This window comes from Streptomyces sp. NPDC005483 (assembly GCF_040606035.1).
Lineage (GTDB): Bacteria > Actinomycetota > Actinomycetes > Streptomycetales > Streptomycetaceae > Streptomyces.
In genome coordinates, this window is sequence record NZ_JBEXEA010000020.1 from 79,418 (window position 1) to 105,660 (window position 26,243).

Sequence of the window (26,243 nt, forward strand, 5' to 3'; positions counted from 1 at the left end):
TCGTCTCGGTCGTATCGGTCACGTCCACGACGGTAGGTGGGGGTGGGCGTCCCCGTCGTCACCAGTGAGACGGGTCCTTCGGCATCCCCCTCAGGTACTACGGGTCCTGGAGGACGGTCGGTATCACCAGGACGGGCCGGAACCGCGCGCCCTTCTCCGCCGTCACCACGCCAACTGCGCGATCTCCTCCGCCACCACCGCGCACGCGTCCGCCGCCGGGTCGATCAGGGGGAAGTGGCCGACGTCCTCCAGCAGGGTCAGGCCCACCACCTCGCCCGCCTTGGCCGCCGCGTCCGCGTACGCCTCGGCGACCGCCTGCGGGACGACCGTGTCGGTGCGGCCCTGGACCAGGGTGGTCGCGATGCCGGTGGGCAGCAGCAGGGCGGGGTCGGCGTACGGCACGCGCGCGGCGAAACCCTCGTCGCCGCCGAGGAGTTGACGGCACGCCCCGCCGCACACGTCCAGCTTGTCGGCGACCGTGAAGTCGGCGATCGGGGCGAGGGCGACGACCCCGCGCAGGGGGGCCGGCCGGTCGATGCGCCACGCGGCGTCGGCCGGCAGGAGCTGCCGGGCCGCGGCCCACAGGGCGAGGTGACCGCCGGCGGAGTGACCGGTGACCACCATGCGGCGCGGGTCGCCTTGCGGAAGGAATTCCCTCACGAGCCCGGGCAGCGCGTCCATGGCGGCGGCCACGTCGTCGAAGGTCTCGGGCCAGCGCCCGGCCACGGGCCCCACGTCCACCGCGCCGAGATCACCCGCGCCACCCCCGGCCGCGGTGTCCTGCGCCGGAACGGACACCCCACCACGCCGATACTCCACGTTGGCCACCGCGAACCCCCGCCGGGCCAGGAAGTCGGCGAACGGTGTCACATGCCGCCGGTCGTACGGCGCCCGCCACGCCCCGCCGTGCAGGACGACGACCAGCGGCGCGAGACCGCCCCCGGGGGACACCGACACGCGGGGGGCGTAGAAGTCGATCACCTGGTCGGGGTCGGCGCCGTACGCCGCGGTGGCGTCGGGGTCGACCGCCGGGTGCGAGAAGGCCGACTCCTCCTCGGCCGCGGCACGGGCATCCGCCGCGGCACGGGCTTCCGCGGCGGCACGGGCTACGGCGTCGTCCGGCATGCTCCAACCTCTCAGCTACGAAACGGATCTGACGGACCGTGAAAGCATCCTGGAAGAGAATTCGGCCGTTGGCCGGGACGGTATCAGGCCCATGACGTGCGCGGACACGGGGATGTCACGCTCGGTGAGGGTTAAACGGTTCTGCTGTTTCGTTACGCTGGCGAGGTGTCCGCCCCCGCGGATCCCGAGCGCACCGAGGAGTCCGACATGTCCGCCGAACCCGGCACCGTCCGTCCCGGAGGGCGTACCGCGCGTGTCCGTGCGGCCGTGCTGCGGGCGGCCGGAGACGTGCTCGCCGAGCAGGGCTTCGACCGCCTCGATCTCGCGGAGGTGGCCCGGCGCGCGGAGGTCGGCAAGACGACCGTGTACCGGCGCTGGGGGACGGTCACCGCGCTGGTCGCCGACCTGCTCGCCGACATGGCCGAGCAGTCGCTGCCCCGCACCCGCACCGGCTCGGTCCGCGACGACCTGAGGGCCAACGCCTCGCTGGTCCAGCGCACCCTCGCCGACCCCCGCCAAGGCGCGCTGTTCCGCGCGGTCATCGCCGCGGCGGCCTGCGACGCGCGGACGGCCGAGGCGCTGCGGCACTTCTACGACGTACGGGTCGCCGAGTGGGCCCCGTGCGTGACGGAGGGCGTCGCGCGCGGGGAGCTCCCCGCCGGCACGGACCCGGCGACCGTCGTACGGGCGGTCTCGGCCCCCCTCTACTACGGCCTCCTCACCACCGGCACGGCCCCCGGCCCCGCCGCCGCCGAACGCGCGGCGGACGCGGCGCTCGCGGCGGCGAAGGCGGGGGTGTACGTCACGCGGGACTGAGGGCGGCGGACCGGTCAGCCGAGCGTCTCCGCCAGCACCCGCGCCGCCCGCTCCACGTCCGCGAACCCGACGTACAGGGGCGTGAACCCGAACCGCAGCACGTCCGGATGCCGGAAGTCGCCCACCACACCCCGCTCGACGAGCCGCTTCATCACCTCACCGGCGTCCTCGCAGCGCAGCGCGACCTGGCTGCCCCGCTCCCCGTGCGCCAGGGGGGTCACGCACTCGACGCGGCCCTCCTCGACGTACGACGAGACGCATTCCAGGAAGAAGTCCGTCAGGGCGAGGGACTTGGCGCGCACCGACTCGACCGAGACTCCGTCCCAGACCTCCAGCGCCGCCTCCAGGGCGAGCATGGAGAGGATGTCGGGCGTGCCGACGCGGCCCCGTAGCGCGCCCGTCGCCGGTTCGTACGACGGCCGCATCCCGAAGGGCTCCGCATGGGAGTTCCACCCGGGGAGCGGGGAGTCGAAGCGGTCCTGGTGCTGGTGGCGCACATAGAGGTACGCCGGTGAACCGGGGCCGCCATTCAGGTACTTGTAGGTGCAGCCGACCGCGAGGTCGACGCCGTGCGCGTCGAGTCCGACCGGGAGGGCGCCCGCGCTGTGGCACAGGTCCCAGACGGCGATCGCGCCCGCAGCGTGCGCCGCGGCCGTGAGCCCGGGCAGGTCGTGCAGGCGCCCGGTGCGGTAGTCGACGTGGTTGAGCAGGACGGCCGCCGTACGGCCGCCCAGCACGCCCGGCACCTCCGCCGGGGTCACCGCGCGCAGGGTGCAGCCCGTCATCCGGGCCGCGGACTCGGCGATGTACCCGTCCGTGGGGAAGGTGCTCGCGTCGACGATCACCTCGTCACGGCCGGAGTCGGGGCCGCCCGCGAGCCGGACCGCCCCCACAAGTGCCTTGAAGACGTTGACACTTGTCGAGTCGCCGACCACGATCTGCCCGGCCGCCGCCCCGACCAGCGGGGCGATCCGGTCACCGATCCGCTCGGGCGCGGTCCACCAGCCGCTCTCGTCCCAGGACCGGATCCGCAAGGACCCCCACTGACGGCGTACGACGTCCTCGACGCGACCCGGGACGGCGGCCGGGAGCGCGCCCAGTGAGTTCCCATCGAGGTAGACCGCGTCATCGAGCACGAACCGGGAGCGCACGCCCGCCAGTTCGTCACCGGCGTCCAACTCCTGTGCTTTGAAAGCAAGTTCAGACATACGACCGCGCCGTCCACAGCTCCGGGAACACGTTGTTCCGCGCGCGCTTCTCCAGCCAGGCCACCCCGGCGGAGCCGCCCGTGCCGGCCTTGGAGCCCATCGCGCGGCGGGTGGCGACGAGGTGGTCGTTGCGCCAGCGCCACACCAGCTCGGCGACATCGGTCAACGCCTCGCCCAGGCGGGCGAGTTCGTCGTTCTCGGGGCCGGAGTAGAGGGCCGTCCAGGCAGCCTCGACCTCCTCCGACGGCTCGTACCGGCGCGACACGTCCCGGTCCAGAACAGCGGACGGGATCGCGTGCCCGCGCCGCGCGAGCAGCCGCAGCACCTCGTCGTACAGGCTCGGCTCGTGCAGCGCCTTCTCCAGCTCGGCGTGGACGCGGGGCGCGCCCCGGTGCGGGACGAGCATGGACGCGGACTTGTCGCCGAGCAGGAACTCCATGCGGCGGTACATCGCCGACTGGAAGCCGGAGCCCTCGCCGAGGGCGCTGCGGTACGAGTTGAACTGCGCCGGGGTCAGCTGGCCCAGCGGCTTCCAGGAGGCGGTCAGCGCCTCCAGCTCCCGTACGGAACGCTTCAGCGCGGCAACGGCGGTGGGCACGTCGTCGGAGCGCAGCGCGGCGGCCGCGGTCTCCCACTCGTGCACGATGACGGTGAACCACAGCTCCATGACCTGGGTCGTGACCAGGAAGACCATCTCTCCGGGATCGTCGGAGAGGGTGTGCTGGAGGTGGGTGAGCACGTCCGCCTTGACGTAGTCCTCGTACGGCGTCGTGCCTTGGAAGTCGAGATGCGGGGTCTCCGGCTCCTGCGGTTCCTGAGCCTCATGGGACGACATCGCTGTCTCCTGTTGTGTACTCCGGGTAGCGGTCCGCCCTGCCGTTACCGACACGGGGCCCCGGTCCCCGCCGGGCATCCTCTTCCATGCTCCCCGGAAATGGCAAGGCCCGCCTGGTCACACAGGCGGGCCCGAAGAGCGGTGACGGATCAGCCCAGCGTCTCGGCCGCCGTGAGCGAGGAGTCCTTCAGGAACTGCGAGCAGCGCTCGTACTCCGCCTGCTCGCCGATGGCACCGGCGGCGCGGGCGAGGGCGTGCAGGGCGCGCAGGAAACCGCGGTTCGGCTCGTGCTCCCACGGGACGGGCCCGTGGCCCTTCCAGCCGTTGCGGCGCAGCGAGTCCAGACCGCGGTGGTAGCCCGTACGGGCATAGGCGTACGACTCCACGACGCTGCCCCGCTCGAACGCCTCGTCGGCCAGCTGGGCCCAGGCCAGCGAGGAGGTCGGGTACTTCGCGGCGACATCCGCGGGCGCGGTGCCGTTCGCCAGGAGCTCACGGGGCTCCGGGTCGTCGGGGAGGTGGGTCGGGGGCGGGCCCCCGAGGAGGTTCTCGTGAATCGACATGGGTCCAGTCTCCCTCGCCGGGGGCCTGGTTTCGTCTGCGGGCCGGTGGGTGCAGTTGCGGATGCCTGGCTGTGACGCTTTTAGGGGCGCGGGGAACTGCGCGACCAGCCACGACGCACGCGCAGACGAACTACGACAGCCTCCCCCGAGCCCGCTCCCCCTCCAGCGGCGGTGTAAGGACCGCCCCGTACGTACGGCACTCCGGCCGACGGCACCCCGGCGGCAGCGACCGCACCGTCGCGACAGCGATGACCGACCCCACCACCAGCACCCCCGCACACACCACCATGGCCCGCCCGAACGCGTCATCGAAGGCCGAAGCCGATCGATACGCCTCCTCCCCCATCCCCGCGACCAGCGGCAACGCGGCCACCGCGATCAGGCCCGCCGCCCGCGCCGCCGCGTTGTTGATGCCGCTGGCCAGGCCGGCCCGCGCGACGTCCACCGACCCCAGCACGGTCGCCGTCAGCGGGGCGACCAGCGCGACCATGCCGGTGCCGAGGACGAGCAGCGCGGGCAGGACATCCCCCACGTACGACGCCCCCGGCCCGACCCGCAGCATCAGCAGCATCCCGGCCGCGCACAGCAGCGGGCCCACGGTGAGCGGGATGCGCGGCCCGATACGGTCGGCGAGGGCGCCCGAGCGGGCGGAGAACAGCAGCATGAGGGCGGTCGTGGGCAGCAGGGCCGTACCGGCCTGGAGAGCCGACCAGCCGACCACCACCTGGAGCTGGAGCGCTGCCAGGAAGAAGAACCCGCCGAAGGCCGCGTACACGCACAGGGTCACCAGGTTGACCGCGGTGAACTGCCGGGACGCGAAGATCCCGAGCGGCATCATCGGATCGGGCCGCCGCTTCTCGACCATCACGAAGGCGACTCCGGCGGCCACCCCCGCGACCGCGGTGACGGCGACCAGCAGGGAACCCGAGCGCGCCTCGATCAGCGCGTACGTCACCAGCGCGAGCGCCAGCGCGCCCAGGACCGCTCCAAGCACGTCGAAGCGCCCGTGATCGCTACGGCCGTCCGCGGACTCCGGGACATGCCGTACGGCGATCGGCGCGCACACCAGCGCCAGCGGGACGTTGAGCAGGAACACCCAGCGCCAGCCAGGACCGTCCACGAGCCAGCCGCCCACGAAGGGGCCCACGGCCGCCCCGATGCCGCCGAAGCCGGACCACAGGCCGACGGCCCGGCCCCGGTCGTCGGGATGGAAGGAGGCCTGGATCAGGGCCAGGGAGCCGGGTGTGAGCAGGGCGCCGCCCACCCCCTGGAGGGCCCGGGCGGCGACGAGGACGCCCGCGTTCGGGGCGAGCCCGCAGAGCAGGGAGGCGGCCGCGAACCACACGACACCCACCACGAAGACCTTGCGGCGCCCGAACCGATCCCCGAGGGAGCCGCCGAGCAGGATCAGCCCGGCCAGCGTCACCATGTACGCGTTGACGGTCCACTGCAGGGCGCCGAGGTCCGCGTCGAGGTCCTGGCCGATGCGCGGCAGGGCGACGTTGACGACGGTCGAGTCCAGCAGCGCCATGCTGGAGCCGAGGACGGTGGTGAGCAGGATCCACTTGCCTTGCGGCGAGGCCAGCCGGACGTCGGACATGCCCCAGGTATACAGCGAGCCCGGTGCCGTGGCACCGGGCTCGCAGAAAACGCGGGTGTTACTTGATCTTCGTGCCCGCCGAACGCAGGTTCTGCGTGGCCTCGACGACACGGGCGGCCATCGAGGCCTCCGCGAGCTTGCCCCAGGTGCGCGGGTCGTAGGTCTTCTTGGAGCCGACCTCGCCGTCGACCTTCAGGACGCCGTCGTAGTTGCGGAACATGTGGTCGGCGACCGGACGCGTGAAGGCGTACTGCGTGTCGGTGTCGATGTTCATCTTGACCACGCCGTTCTCCAGCGCGGTGCGGATCTCCTCCTCCGTGGAGCCCGAGCCGCCGTGGAAGACGAAGTCGAACGGCTGCGACCCGGCCGGCTTGCCGTACTTGGCGGCCACGCCGTCGTTCAGCTCCTTCAGCAGGTCGGGGCGGAGCACGACGTTGCCCGGCTTGTACACACCGTGGACGTTGCCGAAGGAGGCGGCCAGCAGGTAGCGGCCCTTCTCACCGAGGCCCAGCGCCTCGGCCGTACGGATCGCGTCGTCGACCGTCGTGTAGAGGGAGTCGTTGATCTCGTGCGAGACGCCGTCCTCCTCGCCACCGGTCGGGGTGATCTCGACCTCGAGGATGATCTTGGCGGCGCGGGCGCGCTCCAGGAGCTCCTGGGCGATGGAGAGGTTGTCGGCGAGGGTCTCCGCCGAGCCGTCCCACATGTGCGACTGGAACAGCGGGTTGCCGCCGGCCTTCACCCGCTCCTCGGACACGGCGATCAGCGGGCGTACGTACCCGTCGAGCTTGTCCTTGGGGCAGTGGTCGGTGTGCAGGGCGACGGTGACCGGGTACTTCTCGGCGACGATGTGCGCGAACTCGGCGAGGGCCACGGAACCCGTGACCATCTCCTTGCTGTACTGACCGCCCAGGAACTCGGCACCGCCGGTCGAGATCTGGATGATGCCGTCGCTCTCGGCCTCAGCGAAGCCGCGCAGCGCAGCGTGCAGGGTCTGGGTCGAGGTCACGTTGATGGCCGGGTAGGCGAACTTGCCCGCCTTCGCCCGGTCCAGCATCTCGTTGTAGACCTCGGGGGTTGCGATCGGCATGTGTCCGCTCCTTGTATCTGCGGGTTGGCGTACGGCGTGCTTACGGCCCTGACCTAGACCTTGTGTGGGGGTTCGACGTCATCGTCGGCCTCATCTTTCCAGACTCGGCCGGATGGTCCATCCCGTGGTCGGTCCGTGGTCAGTCCAGGCCCAGCTCGTCCTTCGAGTACGCGAAGAGATACGGCACGCCCGCGCCCTGCTCGATCTTCTCGGCGGCTCCGGTCGCCCGGTCCACGATGGTCGCCACGGCGACGACCTCGGCGCCCGCCTCGCGCACGGCGGCGACCGCTTCGAGGGGGGAGCCGCCGGTGGTCGAGGTGTCCTCGACGACCACGACCCGGCGGCCCGCGATGTCGGGGCCCTCGACCCGGCGCTGCATGCCGTGCGCCTTGGCGGCCTTGCGGACGACGAAGGCGTCCAGGCGCTGCCCGCGCGCGGCGGCCGCGTGCAGCATGGCGCCCGCGACCGGGTCGGCCCCCATGGTCAGCCCGCCCACCGCGTCGAACTCCAGGTCCGCCGTCAGGTCAAGGAGCACCTGACCGACCAGCGGGGCCGCCTCGCCGTCGAGGGTGATGCGGCGGAGGTCGACGTAGTAGTCGGCCTCCAGGCCCGACGAAAGGGTCACCTTGCCGTGCACCACGGCCTTGTCGAGGATCTGCTGCTTGAGGGCGGCGCGAGCGTCAGTCATGCCTGTCAGCTTAGAGGCGGCGCCAGCTCCAGGTCGTCGAGGCCTCCAGCGGCTCCAGGGGCGTGACCAGGCGCGGCAGCGTGTTCAGGCCGTTGGGCGGCCCGGTCTGCGGTTCCACGCAGACGGCGGCCTCCTGCTCGTCGTAGACCACGACCCATTCCTCGCGGCTGGCGACCTTCAGCTCCAGCTGCCCGGGCCAGGTGAGGGTGACGTCGACGCCGTCGGGCATGCCGAAGCAGTCGTCCCAGGGGCCGGGCTTGGGGTCGAGGCGGTTGCCGGTGGGCAGGTGGTCGTCGCCGCGCTCCTCCTGCCAGGCGGCGGTGAAGTCGAGCCGGACCGGCTCGCCGCCGTCGAGGGTGCGGTTGAACCAGGGGTGCCAGCCGATCTGGGCCGGGAAGGAGGAGTCGTACGTCTCGACGGACATGGTCAGCGTCAGGGCGTCCGGGGTGAGCGCCGCGATCTGGGTGATGCGGCCCGGGTAGGGCCAGGGCTCGACGAGGTCGTACGTGAGGACCGCCTCGTCGGTGGTGGTGCGGGCGATGTTCCACGCGCCGTCGCGGGCCGTGCCGTGGATGGCGTGGGGCGGGGAGTTGAGCGGCATCTGGTGGACGTCGGCGCCGTCACGGAACCGTCCGTCCCGGATGCGGCCGCACCAGGGGACCATCGGGAAGCAGCCGAAGCGCTCGCCCTGGCGCAGCAGTTGGACGCCTCCGACCCGAAGTCCCCCGACCCGTCCGCCGTTTCCCGGCTGCAAGGTCACTTCCGCGTCGCCCGCGGTCAGCGTGATGTCTTCTTGGCTCACGGGACGACCCTACTCAACGGCTGCTCAACGGCGCTTTCTCAGTGCCCTTCCCACCACGATCGCCGATGCCAGAACCACGGCCGCCGCGGGCGCCGCCCAGCGCAGGGCCGCGCTCGAGGCCACGGTCTGGGGAGCGGGGACGGGGGCGTAGCGGCCCCTCGGGGGCGCGTGGTCGACCTCTTCCGCGCTGCGGCCGATCATCGTGCGGCGGGCGTGGGCCGCCTCGGCCGGGGGGCCGGCGGGTTCGGTGAAGTCGTCGACGGGGGGCGCCGGGGGTTCGTCGGGTGTCTCCACGGCCTCGGGTGTCTCCACGGCCTCGGATGTCTCCACGGCCTCGGGAGCCTCCGCCGCTTGTGTCTCCGGCTCCTCCCGCTCCTCCGTGGGCTGCTCCGGTGCCGTCTCCGCCACTGCCTCCGCCACTGCCTCCGCGTCGCCCAGCGCCTCCGCGAAACGGTTCAGCAGGCGTACGACCGCGGAGCCCACGGCGTCCTGGGGGAGTTCCGTGACGCGGCCGTCCGCCGTGGCCGTGGCGTCGAAGGTGAGGGTCGTGCCGCCGTCCGTGGCGCGCAGGCGGACGGTCAGGGCGAGTTTGACGGAGCCGGTGCCGCGGGTCTCGGTGGCGTCGCCCTCCACGGCGTAGGAGCCGTCGTCCCGGGCGGAGAGGCGTACCGCGCCCCGGTAGGTGATGGAGTGGCTGCCGACCCGCACCTTCAGGCGCCCGGCGACGGGTTCCGCGCCGGCGTCCTGCTGGAGCCCGGGAACGGCCCGGGCCACCCTGCCGGGATCCCCCAGGGCCTGCCTCAGCCGCTCGACCGGAACCGGAACGAACACCTCATGCTCCATGGTTGCCGAGCCTACCCAGGGGCGCCGGTCGTGCACCCCCGTTGGTGGAAAGTGACAGCGCTCTTCCGTCCCGAGGTGGGGATCAGTAGCGCGGATGCACCAACGTCGAGGCCACCGGACCGGCGACCCGGGTCGCCTCCGCTGCTCGTCGCGCCGCCCGCAGGGACTTCTGCGTCAGGGTCGCCGGCTGCGGCGCCCGGGGGTCCAGGCCGAGCACCGGGCGGGCTTTCGGCGACGCCAGTACGAAGCCCCAGTCGCGGGGGGTGCGGGACGCGTCGGCCGTGCGGTCGGAACCCGCGGCGGAGCCGGGGCGGCGGCCGCCGACGAGGTAGGGCGTGGTGCGCAGGCCCGCCGCGCGCAGGGTCGCCTCCACCGTCCAGAAGTCGTGCGGGCGGGAGGCGACCGGCCCCGCGTGCACGACCAGACGGCCGTCAGGGGACAGCACGCGCCGGACGAGGCCGTAGAACTCCTCCGAGTACAGCTTGGTGCTGGCGGTGACACCGGGGTCGGGCAGGTCGGCGATCACCACGTCGTACGACGGCACGGGCGCCGACGTCCGCAGCCGGCGGAACGCGTCCGCCGTGCTCACGTGGACGCGCGCGTCGCCGTAGACATGGCCGTTGAGCCGGGAGAGCGCCGGGTCGCTGCGGGCCAGGTCCACCACCGCGCCGTCGAGCTCGACGATGTCGACCCGCCGTACGCCCGGATGGCCCAGCACCTCGCGGGCGGCGAGGCCGTCGCCGCCGCCGAGGATGAGGACGCGCGCGTGGGGGCCGTTCATCGCGGGGTGGACGAGGGCCTCGTGGTAGCGGTCCTGGTCGCCGCCGCTGACCCTCAGGCGGCCGTCGAGGTAGAGGTCGAGGGGGCGGCCGCCGGTGCCGCCGGTGAGGGCGATCTCCCGTACGCCGGTCTGGAGGGCGACGCGCACGTCCTTGCCGTAGACCGCCTCCCGCGCGGCCCGCTCGAAGTCGTCGACCAGGACGGTGGCGGTGGCGAGGACGCCGAGCACGGCGAGGTTGGCGACCAGCAGCAGCCAGCGGGCCCGGCGGGTCAGGTCGCGGCGGAACAGGCCGAGGACCAGGGCGCCGCCCGCGAGGGCGTTGACCGCACCGGTGAGCATCGCGCCGGTCAACTGGCCCAGCAGGGGCAGCAGCAGGAAGGGGAAGGCCAGGCCGCCGACCAGCGCGCCGACGTAGTCCGCCGCGAACAGGTCGGCCACCGCGCCCCCCGCGTCCTGGCGGCGGATGCGCTGGATCAGCTCCATCAGCAGGGGGACTTCGGCGCCGATGAGCAGACCGATGGCGAGGGAGAAGGCGACCAGGAGCCAGCGCGGAGCGCTCGCCCACAGGCCGCCCCAGTCACCGGTCCACGCGAACACGGCGTACAGCGCCATCGCGCTGCACCCGCCGACCAGCGCGAGCAGCGCCTCGATCGTGCCGAAGGCCGCCGCCGCGTGCCGGCGCAGCCGCTTGGCGGCCAGCGAGCCGATGCCCATGGCGAAGACCATGACGGACAGCACCACGGAGGCCTGGGTGACCGAGTCGCCGATCAAGTAGGAGGCCAGGGCGACCAGTTCGAGCTCGTACACCAGTCCGCAGGCCGCGCAGACGAAGACACAGGCGAGGACGAGGAACCGCCCGGTGTCCTGCCGGACCGGCAGCCGCGCGGGCCTGGCCCAGGGCGGCGGAGCGCCGGGCGGAGCGGGGGCGTGCGGCTCGATCACGGTGCGACGTTACGTCACGGCTACGGCACGCTTCGTCACCCACACGTGTGGAACTGGGAGTGAACCGGGAAACGGGGGGTTTGGGTGACTCACCTCGACGTCCCCACCGGAACCCGCACCCCGACGCGCGTCCGCGTGGCCACCAACTGCCCGTCCTGCGGATACGCGTGCCAGGTCCGCCAGTGCACCTGGCCGTCGTACCGCTGGGCCAGCAGGGCCGTGAACGCGTGCGGGCTGCCGGGGAAGACACCGGCAAGACCGTTCGGATGGTCGGACACCAGCGCGAGCAACTCCTGTGCCCGCCCCGCGAACTGGCCTGGCGTCAGTACCTCGACGCGCGCGGCGAACTCGTACTCCCAGTCCCCCACCCGCTTGGCCACGCCCAGTGGCAGCGGCGTACTGCTGCCGGCGATGCACGCCACCGTCTCCGAACAGGTGCGTCGATCCTCCTCCAGGAGCACTTGGTGGGACGCGCCGAGGAGTCTCAACTGAAGCTTCGCCCCGGCGATGTCGAGGTCGAGCGTGGCGAGGGCGGGCAGCGGCTCGCGCCCCAGGGCCCAGGCGAGATCGGCCGCGCGCGTGTCGGTGTACGAGGTGTTCAGGGTCGTGAGCATGGATCGGCTCCGCTAGCACGCAAAGAAAGGGTGGTGTGGGGTTCCGGCGCACCCGGGCGACTGTGGGGGGATCGGCCCGGTCAGCCCAGGAGGTCAGGACGTGTCCGTAGGACGTCCGAGGGGCTGCGTTGGTGGTTTAGAGGGAATCATGAACGGTGGTGCCGTCACAGCGTTTTTACCCAACTTCGTGCGGTTTCCATCCCTGCGTGGGCTCCCCAGCTCAACTGTTCAACCACGGCGCACGCCACGGCGGCCACAGCGTGCGCCGGAGCAGCGGAGCACCGGAGTGAAAAAGCGACAAGCGGGGGCGTGCGACCCGACCCAGGTCCGGCCCCACGCCCCCGCTTTCCCCCGCTCCCCCGTTTTCGGATGCGGTTCCCCCTGCCGAAGCTCAGCTGCCCCGTGTCAGCTGCCTCCCCCGCATCCGCCCCCGCCGCCGCAGGACGACCCGCCACCACAGGACGACCCACCGCCGCAGGAGTGCCCACCACCACACGAGTGCCCACCGGAGTGCCCCCCGTGGTGCCCGCTGCCCCCGGAGTCCGAACCGCCTCCGCCGACCCACCAGCTGCTGCTGCCCGCGGCGCCGCCACCGCCGGCGGCCCGCACCCGACGGCGCGTCTGACCGTTCCTGAACACGACGGCGGCCACGCCCACCAGGAACACGACCACGAAGACCAACAGGATGATGCCGATGACCATGGCGCCACCCTCCTTCCGTTACCCCCCGAAGCGACCCCCCGTGGGCGCCTCGCCGGTTGCGTGAGCTGGAGATGCCCTTCCGTCTCACGGGCCAAAGCAGAGTTGAGGAACTTCAGAGGCTTCTCTCCGGGCAGCGGCCCCTGACCTGCACATAAGGGCAGTTCAGGGACCGTCCGTGGCTCATTGGGCCGTCTGTGGGCCGTGATCTTCCAGAGAGATGCGCCCGGCGGGGCAGCCGTACGCGACGAAGGGGTTGCAGGCAACGCACCGCCGGCCCGCTCTGACGAGTTCGAGCAGGCCGACGCGTGCGGTGCAGAGGCCTGGTCAGGTTCCGCGGGGGTCGTCGCCCTCGACGCCTTCGGTGTCGATGCGCTCCTTGCGTACCTTGCCGTGCACCGTCTCCTCGTCGGTGTGTTCCTGCGTCGACATCCGTACCCGTTCCACCGGAACCGTCTCGGTCTCCACCACGGGACGCTCTTCGTGCAGGATGACCTCGTGCTCGTCCTCGCTGATGTCGGGCCCGGCCATGGCGTCATCGCGGTTGGCGTCGGTGATCGGCTCGCGCTCGACGCGGACCTCCTCCCGACGCACGGGAACCGTCTTCTGCACTTCCTCGGTGACGACGTACTTGCGCAGCCGAGCCCGGCCGACCTCGCTGCGCTCAGTGCCGACGTGCATGCGTTCCTCCGAACGCGTCATGGCGTCCTCACCACGCCTCGCCTGGTCGGTGCCGGCCTGCGCCCAGCCACCCTCGCCGGGGGCATTGGCCTGCTGCCACGATACGTCCCAGTCGATGCCGTAGTGCTCGTACAGGCGGTGTTCCTCGGCCTCGGAGAGGTGCCCGCCGGCGTCGACGTCGACGTTGGGCGCGTCCTTGACCGTGTCCTTGGCGTAAGGGACCTTCAAGTGGTCCTCGACCACAGAGGCGTCGTGGATAGGCACGAAGGTTTCGCTGGTGCCGAACAGGCCGGTCTTCACGCTCACCCACTCCGGCTGGCCGGTGACGTCATCGAAGAAGACGTGCTTGGCTTCGCCGATCTTGTTGTCGCCGGCATCGTAGACCGGATGATCGAGCACGGTCGGGATCTGCTCATGGGAGATCACTGGACCTCACCCTGCTTTCTTGTCTCGCGTTTTATCTACAGACTTGTCCGGTTAACCACCCCAAAAGGAACAAAACACCTTTTATGCGATTTTCCGGCGGCGCATAGAGGTCGAGTGGGATCGCTTTCAACGTTGAGCGAATGGGAGTCCGGTCTCGCCGCCCGGGCGCCAGCGCCGGACTGGCTGATCGAGCACGGCCTGTCCCAGCGCAACGCCGTGTACGTCCACGTCGGCGGCTGCTGGAACGCAGGCTCACGCTTCAAGGGCATCGAGCGGGACCAGGCGCTGCGCCGCTCGCCGAGGGCGTCGACGCCTGCCCGCAGTGCCGGCCGGACACGGCACTGGGCATCCTCGACTAGGCGCTCCGTCTTTACACCCGCCCGCCTTCGACCCACGTTCCCGCAGGTCACCCACCCCCAGCTCGGGCCCTCTGTGGGCCGTCCGACGGGGGCCAACGACGACAGACGACAACAGTTCCCGACAGCTCACCCCCTGCTCAGAGCCGATGCACCAGATCCCGACGCAGGCGCCAAACCCCGAACGTAAGTTGAGGAACTCGAGAGCTTCGGCGCAGGATGACCCGCATGACCTCCAGCGCGCGCCCCCTGCTCAACCGCCGTCTCGCCGAGTTCGGGACGACGATCTTCGCCGAGATGTCCGCCCTGGCCCTGCGGACCGGCTCGATCAACCTGGGGCAGGGCTTCCCCGACACGGACGGCCCCGAGGAGGTCAGGGAGGCGGCCGTGCGGGCGCTGCGCGACGGGCGCGGCAACCAGTACCCGCCGGGTCCGGGCGTCCCCGAGCTGCGCACCGCGGTCGCCGCGCACCAGGAGCGCCGGTACGGCCTGTCCTACGACCCCGACGCCGAGGTCCTGGTCACGGCCGGCGCCACGGAGGCCATCGCGGCCGCGCTGCTCGCGCTGGTGGAGCCGGGTGACGAGGTCGTCGCGTTCGAGCCGTACTACGACTCCTACGCGGCCTGTATCGCGATGGCGGGCGGGACCAGGGTCCCGGTCACCCTGCGCCCCCACGAGGGCTCGTTCCGCCTGGACCTCGACGAACTGCGTGCCGCGGTCACCGACCGGACCCGTCTCCTGCTCATCAACACCCCGCACAACCCCACCGGCACGGTGCTCACCCGCGAGGAGCTCACCGCGATCGCCGAACTGGCCGTGGAGCGGGATCTGCTGGTGGTCACGGACGAGGTGTACGAGCATCTGGTGTTCGACGACGCCGAGCACCTCCCCCTCGCGACCCTCCCGGGGATGCGGGAGCGCACGGTCTCGATCGGCTCGGCCGGCAAGACCTTCTCCTTCACCGGCTGGAAGGTCGGCTGGATCACGTCGACGCCCGCCCTGGTCTCGGCGGTCCGCTCGGCGAAGCAGTTCCTCACCTACGTGTCCTCCGGCCCCTTCCAGTACGCGGTCGCCGAGGCGCTCGCCCTCCCCGACAGCTACTTCGCCGCCTTCCGCGAGGACATGCTGGCCAAGCGGGACCTGCTGTCGGCAGGGCTGGCGGACGCGGGCTTCGAGGTCTTCCGGCCCGCCGGCACGTACTTCGTCACCACCGACATCCGCCCCCTCGGCGAGAGCGACGGCTTCGCCTTCTGCCGCGCCCTGCCCGAACGCGTGGGCGTCGTCGCCATCCCGAACGCGGTCTTCTACGACCACCGGGAGGCGGGGGCGCCGTTCGTGCGGTTCGCGTTCTGCAAGCAGACATCGGTGCTGGAGGAGGCTGTGGGCCGGCTGAAGCGGCTGGGGTGAGCCGGACGACGAGGTCATCGCCGTCCAGCCCTTCTCCCGTCCGCACCTGATCAACGCTCCTTCACAGCCATGTGCGGCTGTGGAGGAGCATGTGTCTCAGGAGGATCCGGAGGGTGAGGCCAGTGACTTGAGGTGATCGCGCCAGGCAACCGTAACGCTTGACGGGATCTTGATGGTCAACCCGCCTTCTTTGGTGAAGGCGAGGCCCTGACTGTAAGCACCGCCCCCGCAGCCGTCCGACCGGCGGGTGAGCTTCACGTCGGTGGAGGCGTCGATCTCGGGACTGCTGCTTCCGTTCGGGGTGACGCGAAACCGGACCGTACCGAGGTCAGGATCCACGTCGCCGGGAAGAGGCAGGCTCACTCGGGTGATGTCCTCCTGTTCGAGCCTGTCCTTGACACATGTGCCCCCTGCGCACAGCTCGTAGGAGGTGCCCGCGAGGTCGGTGTAGCCCTGCTGGAGGAACATCACGCCGACCTGCGATGTGACGCCGACGCCGGCGCACGGCTTGGAGCTGCTGCACGCCGACGCGGTCACCGCCACGGCGGACACGATCACGAGGACTCCCAGCCTCACCGTTCGTCTCACCACCTTCACGTGCACTTGCCTCCCAAGCGTCACTGCACTCGCAGAAGCGAAAAGTTACCCACAGGCTGTGGACGGAAGCCGCGCTCACCCCGCCCGGCTGGTGCAAACGACCAGAGCCCGGCCCCGGCACGCGGCCGTGGTGGCCGGTGCCCTGGCCGGGCTCTCGTTCGCCTACGGCGTGTATACGGTCGCCGATACGCCCCCGTAGCCGATACGCACCAGTAGCGGAAGGACGTCTACTCGTCGTCCTCGGGCTTCTCGGAGTCGTTGACGTCCTCCTCGAGGCCGAGCTGCTCGACGAGCCACTTGTCGAACTCGATGGCGGCGCGCACCCAGCTGACGGTCGAGGAGACGAAGTGCTCCAGAGCGACGCCGGTGCCGATGAGCATCTGCGCCTCGCCGATCAGACGGACGGTGCCGTCGTCATGGGTGTGGCTGTAGACCTTGGGCCACAGGGTGCGGCGGTTCCAGTCGTCGATCGACTCGAGCAGCTGCGGCTTCTCGTCGATCTGGTGGGGGCGGTCGTAGAACGTCCGTACCGAGAAGACCTGCTGGTCGCCCTCGCCGCGGAACATGAAATACGTACGGAACTGCTCCCACGGCGCCGCGAGGTCACCCTCGTCGTCGACGACATACTTCAGCTCCATCTGGTCGAGGAGCTGCTTCACAAGATCCTGATCCGGGACGACGGGGCCCGCCGGTCCTTGCTGCGGCTCGGGCTGGCCCCCGAAGTTCGGAATCGAGGACGGGTCGATGGTCACCGTGAATTTCCCTTCGTACGGATCCTGCCATCCTCCCCCATCCGGGGAGGGGGGTGGCAAGCCCAGACAGACCCTGTCCTCCCAGGGCTGACATGATCCGGTCAGCACTGCACGCAGGTGTCGAGGAAACGGGGAAGACATGACCGAGACGCAGACCGAGACGCAGGCCCAAGAGCCGGTGGAACAGACCGTGCCGGGCGGGACCAGATGGGGGGTGTTCGCGGCGATCATGGCCGTGCCGACCCTGGTGGTGGCGGGCCTGATCGCGCTGCTGGTCGCCTGGCTGTTCACGGACGACTCAGTCGACACGGGAGAGCAGAAGGTCTCGTGCGCCGAGGCGTTTGCCTACGGCGGAGCGAAGCCCCCGACCGGGGCGCGCGACCTCGGGTGTGTGCTGGAGGCCGCGCCGGACCCCCGGTACGAGGCCCGCTTCCTGCTGCGGAGCTCCGAGGTGAGCGCCTGGGTGGCCGCGAGCTACCCGGACGGGCCGGGACTGCGGCACGTGGCATGCGGCGGCGACCACGACGTCTACGCCTGCATGAACCGCGGCCCGGTCGCCGGGCAGAGCGCCTCCGTGCAGCTGGAGGTCACCTACGACGGGCCGAAGTGGTCCGTCGTGCGGTTCGTGGCGTTCACGGAGTGACGGACGAGGGGGCGCCGCCGCCCCCTCGTCACCACCGCGCTCAGAGCGTCTTGCCGGTCGCCGGACCCACGATCAGGCCGTCGCCGAAGGCGTCCACCCGGACCGTGTCGCCGTCCTTGACCTCGCCGGACAGGATCTCCTTGGCGAGTCGGTCGCCGATCGCGGTCTGGACGAGGCGGCGCAGCGGGCGGGCGCCGTAGGCCGGGTCCAGGCCCTCGACGGCGAGCCAGTCCAGGGCCGCGTCGGTGATCTCCAGGGTGAGCCGGCGCTCGGCGAGGCGCTGTGCGAGCCGGTCGATCTGGAGCCGCGCGATCCGGCCGAGCTCGTCCTTGCTGAGGGCGGAGAAGACGACCAGGTCGTCGAGCCGGTTGAGGAACTCCGGCTTGAAGGAGGCCCGGACCACCTCGAGGACCTGTTCCTTCTTCTCCGTCTCGCTGGTGATCGGGTCGACCAGGAACTGGCTGCCCAGGTTGGACGTCAGCACCAGGATCGTGTTGCGGAAGTCGACCGTACGGCCCTGCCCGTCCGTCAGGCGCCCGTCGTCCAGCACCTGGAGCAGGATGTCGAAGACCTCCGGGTGCGCCTTCTCCACCTCGTCGAGGAGCACCACGCTGTACGGCCGCCTGCGCACCGCCTCGGTCAGCTGGCCGCCCTCCTCGTAGCCGATGTAGCCGGGGGGCGCGCCGACGAGCCGGGCGACGGTGTGCTTCTCGCCGTACTCGCTCATGTCGATGCGGACCATCGCCCGCTCGTCGTCGAAGAGGAAGTCGGCGAGCGCCTTGGCGAGTTCGGTCTTGCCGACGCCGGTGGGGCCGAGGAAGAGGAAGGAGCCGGTGGGCCGGTCGGGGTCGGCGATGCCGGCCCGGGTGCGCCGTACGGCGTCGGAGACGGCCTGCACGGCCTCGCTCTGGCCGATGAGCCGCTTGCCCAACTCCTCCTCCATGCGCAGGAGTTTCTGCGTCTCGCCCTCCAGGAGGCGGCCGGCCGGGATGCCGGTCCAGGCGGCGACGGTGTCGGCGATGTCGTCGGCGCCGACCTCCTCCTTGACCATGGTGTCCTTGGAGACCTCCTCCTCGGCCTCGGAGGCCGCCTCCAGGTCCCGCTCCAGGGTGGGGATCTCGCCGTAGAGCAGCTTGCTGGCGGTGTCGAAGTCGCCGTCGCGCTGGGCGCGTTCGGCCTGGCCGCGCAACTCGTCCAGCTTCTCCTTGAGTTCACCGACCCGGTTGAGGGACTGCTTCTCCTTCTCCCAGCGGGCGGTCAGGCCCCGCAGCTCCTCCTCCTTGTCGGCGAGGTCGCGGCGCAGCCGCTCCAGGCGCTCACGGGAGGCCGGGTCGGTCTCCTTGACCAGGGCGAGCTCCTCCATCTTCAACCGGTCGACCCCGCGCTGGAGTTCGTCGATCTCGACGGGCGAGGAGTCGATCTCCATGCGGAGGCGGGAGGCGGCCTCGTCGACGAGGTCGATGGCCTTGTCGGGCAGGAAGCGGGAGGTGATGTACCGGTCGGAGAGGGTCGCGGCGGCCACGAGCGCGCTGTCGGCGATCTGGACCTTGTGGTGGGCCTCGTAGCGCCCCTTGAGGCCGCGCAGGATGGCGATGGTGTCCTCGACGGTGGGCTCGGCGACCAGGACCTGCTGGAAGCGGCGCTCCAGGGCGGGGTCCTTCTCGATCCGCTCCCGGTACTCGTCGAGGGTGGTGGCACCCACCATCCGCAGCTCACCGCGTGCCAGCATCGGCTTCAGCATGTTGCCAGCGTCCATGGAGGAGTCGCCGCCGGCGCCCGCGCCCACGACGGTGTGCAGCTCGTCGATGAAGGTGATGATCTGCCCGTCGGAGTCCTTGATCTCCGCGAGGACGGTCTTGAGCCGCTCCTCGAACTCACCCCGGTACTTGGCACCGGCGACCATGGCCCCGAGGTCGAGCGCGACCAGCCGCTTGTCCTTGAGCGACTCGGGCACGTCCCCCTTGACGATCCGCTGGGCGAGTCCCTCGACGACGGCGGTCTTGCCGACGCCGGGCTCGCCGATGAGGACGGGGTTGTTCTTCGTACGGCGGGACAGCACCTGGACGACCCGGCGGATCTCCTGGTCGCGGCCGATGACGGGGTCGAGCTTGCCGTCCCGCGCGGCGGCGGTGAAGTCGGTCCCGAACTTCTCCAGGGCCTTGTACTGCCCCTCAGGGTCGGCGGTGGTCACCCTGCGCCCTCCTCTGGCCTTCTGGAAGGCGTCGATCAGCTTCTTCGGGGTGGCGCCCTGATGGGTCAGCACCTCGGCGGCCGGTCCGCCCTTGGCGGCGATGCCGATGAGCAGGTGCTCGGTGGACAGGTACTCGTCACCGAGGTCCTTGGCGCGGGCCTGGGCGTCCGCGATGACGGTGAGCAGGTCGCGGTTGGGCTGCGGGGGCGCGACGGTGGACCCGGCCACGCTGGGCAGCGAGCCGAGCACCTTCTCGGCCCCGGCCCGCACGGCGGCCTGGTCGGCGTCGACGGCCGCGAGCAGATCGACGATGTTCGCGTTGTCCTGCCCCTGGAGCAGAGCGAGGAGCAGGTGGGCGGGGGTGAGGTCCGGGTGTCCCTCGGTCACGGCCCGGTTGCTGGCCGCGTTGATCGCGTCCCGGCTCCGGTTGGTCAGCTCGGCATCCACGTGTCCGTACTCCTCCTGGTGTCGCTCCTGTACCGACTCCTGCACTGATTCAGTCAGCGTACATAAAGTTGAGTCTATTCCACTCAAGGCGGTCCACGGGAGGGATGAGGGGACTAGCTTTCCCGGCATGACCTCCTACGCCCAGGATCCGGGTGCCCCGGACCCGTCGTTCCTCAGCTTCTGGCGCGAACGGCATCTGTGCACACTGACGACACCGCGCCCGGACGGCACGCCGCACCTGGTGCCCGTCGGGGTGACGTACGACCCGGAGGCCCGCCTCGCCCGGGTGATCACGAACCGGACCAGCGCGAAGGTACGGCACGTGCTGGCGGCCGGTGCGGACGGGGCGGCGGTGGCGGTGTGCCAGGTGGAGGGGCGGCGCTGGGCCACACTGGAAGGGCGGGCGCACGTCCGCACGGAGCCGGACCGGGTGGCGGAGGCGGTGCGGCGGTACGCCGAGCGCTACGAGCGCACCCCGGCGCCGAACCCGCTGCGCGTGGTCATCGAGATCTCCCTCACGGGAGCGATGGGGCATTTCTGAGGGCATTTTTGAGCCAGGGCGCGATCACCCGATACTCCGAAATGTCGCCCGAAACTGCAGCGGCGTCACCGTGTTCAGGTCACGGTGACGCCGCTGCGGGGGGAAGCACCTGAGCGATCTGTTACGACGGGGGAATCGCGTCAGGCACTGCGGGGGGTGGCTGAGATGGTCCGCGGGGTGGGGGTTTCCGGTTCCACCAGCCGATGGTCTCGTTGGTCCAGATTCACAAAGATCATTCCGTACCGGATGGCACACCGAACGGGCTGCGGCGCCCCCCGAGGCCGCCGCAGACACCGGTACGCCCGCACGTCCTCGTCATCGTCCCGCGTGACCACCACCGGTTCGCCGAAGACGGTCACCATCAACGAGTCACCGGGGTGGGGGATCGCGGTGACGAGGTCGATGAAGTGCCAGCCGGAGCGGTAGGCGGTGGCCATTTCTCTGCGGAACGAGCGGTCGTCGGGTGGGGTGGTCATCGGCCTCAGTCCCACTTGCTGTCGGCCGGGACCATGACCACGTCATCATCGCCCGCGACGACGGCAGACTGCACACCACCCGTCTCGTGCGCATCGCTCTTCGCACCGGAGAGGCCACTCAGAGCTCCGAAGGCCACAACGGCGGAGAAGGCGGCGACAAGCACCGAGCGAAGCATTCTCTTACGCATAGTCGGCTTCGTCCTCACTTGAAGGTCCCCTCTTCCCCCGTCGAGTAAGACGATGGCTCATTCAGGCACGTCATGGCCACACGATCGGTGCATCATGTTCCTGCATGTTCAGGACCCTGGGGGGTGGAGATTTGGCAACAAATGGGATTAAGGCGACACATCCCCATGCGATGACCGAGTTGTGCGAAGAGGGAAGTCGCCTCTACGCAAACGCTCTGCGCACGGGACGAATTCTCCGGGCGGACATCGAACCCGCCCCGTGCCTGATGGAGTTCGCTCTTCTGCACCCCGATCCTGACGACGCGAACTGGCTGCGACCCGTCTCACCTGCCGTTGCCCTGGCACAGCGCCTGCACCCCATAGAGCACGAGATCAGCCAGAACCGGCGGCTGTCGATCGCGCTCACCGAGGTCTTCGAGCCGTTCATGGCCCTCAGCGCGCAGGAGACCACCTCCACCCACTCGATCACCGTGCTGGAGGGCCTCGACCGCATCAACGCGGCGCTCGACCTGGCCACCGCCCAGTGCCAGACCGAAATGCTCACGGTCCAGCCGAGCGGTCGCCGCAGCTCCGAGAACAGGCTCATGGAGGCTCTGGAACGCGACAGACCACTCATAGAGCGCGGTGTGCGGATCCGGACTCTCTACCAACACACCGCCAGGTACAGTCCGGAACGGCTCGCCTGGGTGGACCACTTCGCCGACGGGAAGGCGGAGTACCGCACCATCGACGAGTTGGTCGAGCGCCTCATCATCCTTGACGAGACCGTCGCGTTCATCCCCACCCGTGACGACCGGCAGGTCGCCCTGGAGCTCCGTCACCCCGGACTGGTCCGCTACCTGATCAAGGTGTTCGAGTTCATGTGGAGCCGCGCGGTGCCGCTGAGCGCCGGAGCTCCGTACGAAACGGCCGCCGACGGCATCACCGACATCCAGCACTCCATCGCCAAGCTCCTCGTCGAGGGTCACGTGGACGAGGCGATAGCCCGCCGCCTGGGCATGAACGTGCGCACCTGCCGGGCCCACATCGCCAAGCTGGCGACCGCCCTCGGCAGCGGCAGCCGCGCCCAGCTCGGCTTCCTCATCGCGCAGTCGGGCATCCTCAAGCCCGACCAGCCGATATCCGGGGGAGACGACCACCCGTGACCGGGGCTCACACGCACGGCACGGAGGAACTGTGCGGGGCGGGCCTGAACCTGTACACCCGTGCACCGCGTGACGGGCGGGTGCGCCGGGCAGCGGCGGACGAAACGCCCCGTCCGCTCGGCCTGGGGCTGTTCCGGCCCGACGTCGAGGACCCGCGCTGGCTGCGCCCCGTCGCCCCGGCCTTCGCCCCGCACCCCCTGCGGAGCGGCGTCGCGGACCGCATCGCCGACGAACGGCGCCGCGCGGAGCGGCCGGCGGCGCTGTCCGAGCCCGTCACGGGTGTCGGCAGCGGTCACCCGACAGCCGCCGGGGCCATGGCGATCAGCGTCCTCGGCGGATGCGAGCGGATCCACGCGGCCCTCCCCCAGGCCGTGGCCGATGCCGGCCAAGAGGCCCCGGCGGGCGACCAGGCCCGGCGCGACCGGTGCGGGCGGGACCGCACGGCCCCGGCGACCGACCAGAACCGACGCGACCGGCCCCAGCGCGACCGGCGCGGACATGACCGCACGGCCCCAGCGGCCGACCAAGCCTGGCGCGACCGGCCCCAGCGCGACCGGCGCGGGCGGGTCCGCACCCTGGACGCGGTCACCGACCGGCTGATCAGCGACGCCGTCCTCGCGGACCGGTTCGGCAGGAACACCCGCACCGCCCGCCTCCCCGGCGCCGAAGTCGCCGCCGCCCGCGGCGGCGAGAGCCGGGCCCGGCTCGGCCACCTCGTCGCGGGATCAGGAATCCTCGAGCAGGAGGGAGTGACCGAGTGATTCCGGTGCCCCATCCCGAGCACGGCGTGGAGAACCTGTGCGCGGCAGGGACGGAGCTGTACGCGCGTGCCCTGCGCGAGGGGTACGTGCTCGGCGTCGACGCCGGGGAAGCGCCCTGTCTGCTCGACTTCGGACTCCTGCATCCCGCCGTCACGGACCCGGAGAGGCTGGAGCCGGTCGCCCCCACCGTCGCCATGGCCGACGGCTCGGAGCTGCTGTCCATCCAGCCGAACACCAGCGACAGACACACCGAGCCGCCTCCCTTCGTGCATGTCGAGGCCTTCGACCGCGACCAGGCCCTGCTCGACCGCGGCGGCCGTATCCGCACCCTCTACCAGCACACCCTCCGGCACGCGCCGAGCGTCGTGGCCCGCTACGAGCGTCTGGACGGCGATGTCGAGGCCCGCAGCCTGGACGAGGTGACGGAACGCCTGATCATCGTCGACCGGACCGTGGCCTTCATCCCCGCCAACAAGGACCGCACCCTCGCCCTGGAGATCCGCCACCCGGCCCTGATCGCCTTCTTCGTCACCGCCTTCGACCGGCTGTGGCGGCTGGCCACCCCCATGTACCCCGAGGCGGTGCAGCAGCCCTCGCGCAACGGCATCACCCCCCGCCAACGAGCCATCGCCGCCCTTCTCGTCGAAGGCCACACCGACGCCGTCATCGCCGACCGGCTGGGCATGAACATCCGCACCGCGCGCGTCCACATCGCCAAGCTCGCGGCGACGCTGGGCAGCGAGAGCCGGGCCCAACTCGGTTATCTCATCGGGCAGTCCGGCATCCTCGGGCAGGAGGATGCGGGCGAGTGACGACGGCGGCGGCACATCCGGAGCACGGCCCGGAAGACCCGTGCCCGGAAGGCATCGAGCTCTACGCACGGGCCCTGCGCGAGGGCGGGATCGACCGCCAGGACGCCTCGTCCGTCCCCTGTCTCGTCGACACCGGGCTGCTGCGGCCCGACGCCCGGGACATCGGCCGCCTGGAGCCCGTACCGCCCGCCCTGGCCCTGTACCGCATGCTCCGCGCCACCACGGACCGTGTGGCGCACGAGCGGCGGCGTGAGGAACGGCTCGCCGAGGCGTTCGCGCCGCTCATGCGGATCGGCGGCGGCGGTACGGCGGTCGCGGAGAACCCGGCGATCAAAGTCGTCAGCGGTACCGGCCCCATCAACGAGGCCATCACCGAGGCCATGACCGGTGTCGTGCACGAACTCCTGTGTGTGCAGCCCAACGTCCACTACAGCGACAGCCGGGGCGCCGCCGCCCAGGTCGTGGCGATGGACCGGGACCAGGCGCTGCTCGACCGCGGCGCCCGCATCCGCACCCTGTACCAGCACACCCAGCGCCACATGCCGCTGGTCCTCGCCCGGTACGAACAACTGCGCGGCGACGCCGAGGCGCGCTCCCTGGACGAGGTCACCGACCGGCTCATCGTCGCCGACCGGGGCGTGGCGTTCATCCCGGCCGGCGAGGACGGCACGGTCGCGCTGGAGGTGCGGCACCCGGCCCTGGTCGAGTTCCTCGCCGCGACCTTCTACCGGCTGTGGTGGCAGGCCACGCCCATGTACCCGCAGACCGTGCACCGGCCGAGCCTCAACGGCGTCACGCCCCGCCAACGGGCCATCGCCGGGCTGCTCGTGGAAGGTCACACCGACGCCGTCATCGCCGACCGGCTCGGCATGAACATCCGCACCGCCCGCGTCCACATCGCCAAGCTCGCCGCCACCCTGGGCAGCGAGAGCCGCGCCCAGCTCGGCTACCTCATCGGACGGTCCGGGATTCTTGACCGGGGAGCGTGATCGAGGACACGGCCGGCGCGCCGTCCAGGCCGACCTGCGCTATCCGGACGCCCAGTTGCGTACGACTGGCCGCGCCGAGCGTCTCCGACAGCCGCGCGATATGGGCCCGGCAGGTGCGCACGCTGATCCCCAGCCGTTCCGCGATCACCGCGTCCTGGTGACCCTCGGCCAGCAGTGCGGCGATGGACTGCTCGCGGTGGGAGATGCCCTCGATCCCGGTGTCGGGCAGGGGCGCGGTGAGGGGGATCGCCAGGCGCCACAGCCGCTCGAAGACCGTCACCAGGTACTCCACCAGCGCCGGGTGCCGTAGCTCCAGGGCGAGGGTGCGGTCGGCGTTGGCGGGGATGAAGGCCACCGTGCGGTCGAAGAGGATCAGCCGGTCGATGACCTCGTCCAGCGTCCGCGCCTGGACCGAACCGCCCATCAACTCCAGGTAGTTCAGCAGCCCTTGGCCGTGCCGGGCCACATGGGTGTACAGGTCCCGCATCCGCACGCCCCGGCCGCGCAGCGCCAGCGCCCGGTGCAGGCCCTCCGTCAGCTCGTGCTCGGGACGGATCCCGCCGGGCTGGACCGTGAGGACCTCCGTCGTGCACGCCTCGGTCGCCTCGTCCATCGCGGCCTGGATCCGGGAGAGGCCGTCGAGGACCCGGATCGCGGTCCCCTCACCGGCGCCCGGCAGGACACTGGGCCCGAGGCCGGCGTACCGCTCCACCGCCGCGACCGCCTCGCCCACCCGCCGCTGGCTCGCGCTGACCTCGTCGTGGACCCCGCGCAGCAGCCGGGTCATGACCTCCTGCGGGGCCGTGGGCACCAGCCAGTCCATGTCGTCGGGGTCCGGGTGCAGCAGGGCAAGTTCGAGCAGGCAGGGCACCGGTTCGGCGTCGGTCCGCGGCACGCGGCCGCGCCGTACCGCCCGGGAGTACACCCGGTCCCCGGCCTCGCAGAGCCGGTCAGCACCGTGTGGATGGTCGTCCGTCCCGAGCCCGGCCATTGCCCATCCCACCCCCGGTTCCAGCGTCTACCGCCCTCTTGTCCTGTTCCCCATCGGAGCCCGGAAGCCCCCTCGGCTCCGCAACTATGCGCGGACCGGACCGGCTCCGCAACACGGCTCCTCGGGCCGACGGCAGGCACAACGGCCGGTATCCACCGTTACCTACGGGCCTTTGCCCGCATCCCTGCGACAAGCTGCTGGTGGTGCGGCCACCCTCACGGGTGCATCGGAACA

The 26,243-nt window shown here is 71.2% G+C and carries 28 protein-coding genes; 9 read left to right on the forward strand and 19 right to left on the reverse strand.

Going from position 1 to position 26,243, the window contains the following annotated elements; all coding sequences use genetic code 11:
- Positions 1-162 precede the first annotated feature (162 nt).
- Positions 163-1,125 (reverse strand): alpha/beta hydrolase, encoded by a 963-nt coding sequence (locus ABZT06_RS33095; RefSeq protein WP_355749304.1) that lies wholly within the window; start codon positions 1,123-1,125, stop codon positions 163-165.
- A gap of 207 nt (positions 1,126-1,332) precedes the next feature.
- Here ABZT06_RS33095 and ABZT06_RS33100 point away from each other — a divergent pair, with 207 nt between their 5' ends.
- A complete protein-coding gene (locus tag ABZT06_RS33100; RefSeq protein WP_355749586.1) occupies positions 1,333-1,941 on the forward strand; it encodes a TetR/AcrR family transcriptional regulator in 609 nt (202 codons plus the stop codon).
- Positions 1,942-1,955: 14 nt separating this feature from the next.
- Here the strand turns inward: ABZT06_RS33100 and kynU are convergent, their stop codons facing one another.
- The 12 genes from kynU to ABZT06_RS33160 form a co-directional block, all read right to left on the reverse strand.
- On the reverse strand, positions 1,956-3,149 hold the full coding sequence (gene kynU / locus ABZT06_RS33105; RefSeq protein WP_355749307.1) for a kynureninase: 1,194 nt from the start codon (positions 3,147-3,149) through the stop codon (positions 1,956-1,958).
- Complete coding sequence (locus ABZT06_RS33110) at positions 3,142-3,984, reverse strand: tryptophan 2,3-dioxygenase family protein (protein WP_355749310.1); 843 nt, start codon at positions 3,982-3,984, stop codon at positions 3,142-3,144. The genes kynU and ABZT06_RS33110 overlap by 8 nt, the downstream gene beginning before the upstream one ends.
- Before the next feature lie 149 nt (positions 3,985-4,133).
- Complete coding sequence (locus ABZT06_RS33115) at positions 4,134-4,547, reverse strand: DUF3151 domain-containing protein (RefSeq protein ID WP_266516087.1); 414 nt, start codon at positions 4,545-4,547, stop codon at positions 4,134-4,136.
- 130 nt (positions 4,548-4,677) lie between these two features.
- Positions 4,678-6,147, reverse strand: coding sequence for an MFS transporter (locus ABZT06_RS33120; RefSeq protein WP_355749314.1), 1,470 nt, complete (start codon positions 6,145-6,147; stop codon positions 4,678-4,680).
- Between the two features lie 58 nt (positions 6,148-6,205).
- Entirely contained in the window at positions 6,206-7,237 is a 1,032-nt protein-coding gene (fbaA, locus tag ABZT06_RS33125; protein WP_355749317.1) for a class II fructose-bisphosphate aldolase, read from the reverse strand.
- 139 nt (positions 7,238-7,376) lie between these two features.
- Entirely contained in the window at positions 7,377-7,925 is a 549-nt protein-coding gene (gene pyrE / locus ABZT06_RS33130) for an orotate phosphoribosyltransferase (protein WP_355749320.1), read from the reverse strand.
- Between the two features lie 10 nt (positions 7,926-7,935).
- Entirely contained in the window at positions 7,936-8,727 is a 792-nt protein-coding gene (locus tag ABZT06_RS33135; RefSeq protein ID WP_355749323.1) for an aldose 1-epimerase, read from the reverse strand.
- 24 nt (positions 8,728-8,751) lie between these two features.
- Positions 8,752-9,570 (reverse strand): SRPBCC domain-containing protein, encoded by an 819-nt coding sequence (locus ABZT06_RS33140; RefSeq protein ID WP_355749326.1) that lies wholly within the window; start codon positions 9,568-9,570, stop codon positions 8,752-8,754.
- 82 nt (positions 9,571-9,652) lie between these two features.
- On the reverse strand, positions 9,653-11,293 hold the full coding sequence (locus ABZT06_RS33145; RefSeq protein ID WP_355749329.1) for a polyamine aminopropyltransferase: 1,641 nt from the start codon (positions 11,291-11,293) through the stop codon (positions 9,653-9,655).
- An 89-nt stretch (positions 11,294-11,382) separates the two neighbouring features.
- Complete coding sequence (locus ABZT06_RS33150; protein ID WP_355749332.1) at positions 11,383-11,907, reverse strand: DUF2617 family protein; 525 nt, start codon at positions 11,905-11,907, stop codon at positions 11,383-11,385.
- Positions 11,908-12,312: 405 nt separating this feature from the next.
- On the reverse strand, positions 12,313-12,609 hold the full coding sequence (locus ABZT06_RS33155; protein ID WP_355749335.1) for a hypothetical protein: 297 nt from the start codon (positions 12,607-12,609) through the stop codon (positions 12,313-12,315).
- Positions 12,610-12,933: 324 nt separating this feature from the next.
- Positions 12,934-13,713 carry a PRC and DUF2382 domain-containing protein gene (locus ABZT06_RS33160; RefSeq protein WP_355749338.1) on the reverse strand — a complete coding sequence of 260 codons (780 nt, stop codon included), beginning with the start codon at positions 13,711-13,713 and terminating at the stop codon, positions 12,934-12,936.
- On the opposite strand from ABZT06_RS33160, the gene ABZT06_RS33165 reads away from it, so the two are divergent.
- Positions 13,702-14,259 (forward strand): DUF6233 domain-containing protein, encoded by a 558-nt coding sequence (locus tag ABZT06_RS33165; protein WP_355749589.1) that lies wholly within the window; start codon positions 13,702-13,704, stop codon positions 14,257-14,259. The two genes, ABZT06_RS33160 and ABZT06_RS33165, sit on opposite strands and share 12 nt — an antisense overlap.
- 29 nt (positions 14,260-14,288) lie before the next feature.
- Complete coding sequence (locus ABZT06_RS33170; RefSeq protein WP_355749341.1) at positions 14,289-15,476, forward strand: pyridoxal phosphate-dependent aminotransferase; 1,188 nt, start codon at positions 14,289-14,291, stop codon at positions 15,474-15,476.
- 96 nt (positions 15,477-15,572) lie between these two features.
- On the opposite strand, the gene ABZT06_RS33175 is transcribed toward ABZT06_RS33170, so the two are convergent.
- Positions 15,573-16,052, reverse strand: coding sequence for a hypothetical protein (locus ABZT06_RS33175; RefSeq protein ID WP_355749344.1), 480 nt, complete (start codon positions 16,050-16,052; stop codon positions 15,573-15,575).
- Between the two features lie 248 nt (positions 16,053-16,300).
- Complete coding sequence (locus ABZT06_RS33180) at positions 16,301-16,825, reverse strand: YbjN domain-containing protein (RefSeq protein ID WP_355749347.1); 525 nt, start codon at positions 16,823-16,825, stop codon at positions 16,301-16,303.
- Between the two features lie 139 nt (positions 16,826-16,964).
- Here ABZT06_RS33180 and ABZT06_RS33185 point away from each other — a divergent pair, with 139 nt between their 5' ends.
- Positions 16,965-17,468 (forward strand): hypothetical protein, encoded by a 504-nt coding sequence (locus tag ABZT06_RS33185; RefSeq protein WP_355749350.1) that lies wholly within the window; start codon positions 16,965-16,967, stop codon positions 17,466-17,468.
- Positions 17,469-17,508: 40 nt separating this feature from the next.
- Here the strand turns inward: ABZT06_RS33185 and clpB are convergent, their stop codons facing one another.
- A complete protein-coding gene (clpB, locus tag ABZT06_RS33190; RefSeq protein WP_355749353.1) occupies positions 17,509-20,106 on the reverse strand; it encodes an ATP-dependent chaperone ClpB in 2,598 nt (865 codons plus the stop codon).
- Positions 20,107-20,233: 127 nt separating this feature from the next.
- On the opposite strand from clpB, the gene ABZT06_RS33195 reads away from it, so the two are divergent.
- Positions 20,234-20,647 (forward strand): TIGR03618 family F420-dependent PPOX class oxidoreductase, encoded by a 414-nt coding sequence (locus tag ABZT06_RS33195; protein ID WP_355749356.1) that lies wholly within the window; start codon positions 20,234-20,236, stop codon positions 20,645-20,647.
- A 140-nt stretch (positions 20,648-20,787) separates the two neighbouring features.
- Here the strand turns inward: ABZT06_RS33195 and ABZT06_RS33200 are convergent, their stop codons facing one another.
- A complete protein-coding gene (locus ABZT06_RS33200) occupies positions 20,788-21,123 on the reverse strand; it encodes a hypothetical protein (RefSeq protein ID WP_062049350.1) in 336 nt (111 codons plus the stop codon).
- Positions 21,124-21,128: 5 nt separating this feature from the next.
- Positions 21,129-21,287 (reverse strand): hypothetical protein, encoded by a 159-nt coding sequence (locus ABZT06_RS33205; RefSeq protein ID WP_355749597.1) that lies wholly within the window; start codon positions 21,285-21,287, stop codon positions 21,129-21,131.
- A 128-nt stretch (positions 21,288-21,415) separates the two neighbouring features.
- Between ABZT06_RS33205 and ABZT06_RS33210 the strand changes: the two genes are divergently transcribed.
- Genes ABZT06_RS33210 through ABZT06_RS33225 form a run of 4 tightly spaced genes read left to right on the forward strand, consistent with a single transcriptional unit; the run spans position 21,416 to position 25,018 of the window.
- Complete coding sequence (locus tag ABZT06_RS33210) at positions 21,416-22,456, forward strand: helix-turn-helix transcriptional regulator (protein ID WP_355749359.1); 1,041 nt, start codon at positions 21,416-21,418, stop codon at positions 22,454-22,456.
- The gene (locus ABZT06_RS33215; RefSeq protein ID WP_355749362.1) at positions 22,453-23,217 is read left to right on the forward strand and encodes a hypothetical protein; all 765 of its coding nucleotides are present in this window, start codon (positions 22,453-22,455) and stop codon (positions 23,215-23,217) included. Before ABZT06_RS33210 ends, ABZT06_RS33215 begins: the two co-directional genes overlap by 4 nt.
- Positions 23,214-24,029 carry a helix-turn-helix transcriptional regulator gene (locus ABZT06_RS33220; protein ID WP_355749365.1) on the forward strand — a complete coding sequence of 272 codons (816 nt, stop codon included), beginning with the start codon at positions 23,214-23,216 and terminating at the stop codon, positions 24,027-24,029. The genes ABZT06_RS33215 and ABZT06_RS33220 overlap by 4 nt, the downstream gene beginning before the upstream one ends.
- Positions 24,026-25,018 carry a helix-turn-helix transcriptional regulator gene (locus tag ABZT06_RS33225; RefSeq protein WP_355749368.1) on the forward strand — a complete coding sequence of 331 codons (993 nt, stop codon included), beginning with the start codon at positions 24,026-24,028 and terminating at the stop codon, positions 25,016-25,018. The genes ABZT06_RS33220 and ABZT06_RS33225 overlap by 4 nt, the downstream gene beginning before the upstream one ends.
- Here the strand turns inward: ABZT06_RS33225 and ABZT06_RS33230 are convergent.
- Positions 24,981-26,009 carry a LuxR C-terminal-related transcriptional regulator gene (locus ABZT06_RS33230; protein ID WP_355749371.1) on the reverse strand — a complete coding sequence of 343 codons (1,029 nt, stop codon included), beginning with the start codon at positions 26,007-26,009 and terminating at the stop codon, positions 24,981-24,983. The genes ABZT06_RS33225 and ABZT06_RS33230 overlap by 38 nt on opposite strands.
- Positions 26,010-26,243: the final 234 nt, after the last annotated feature.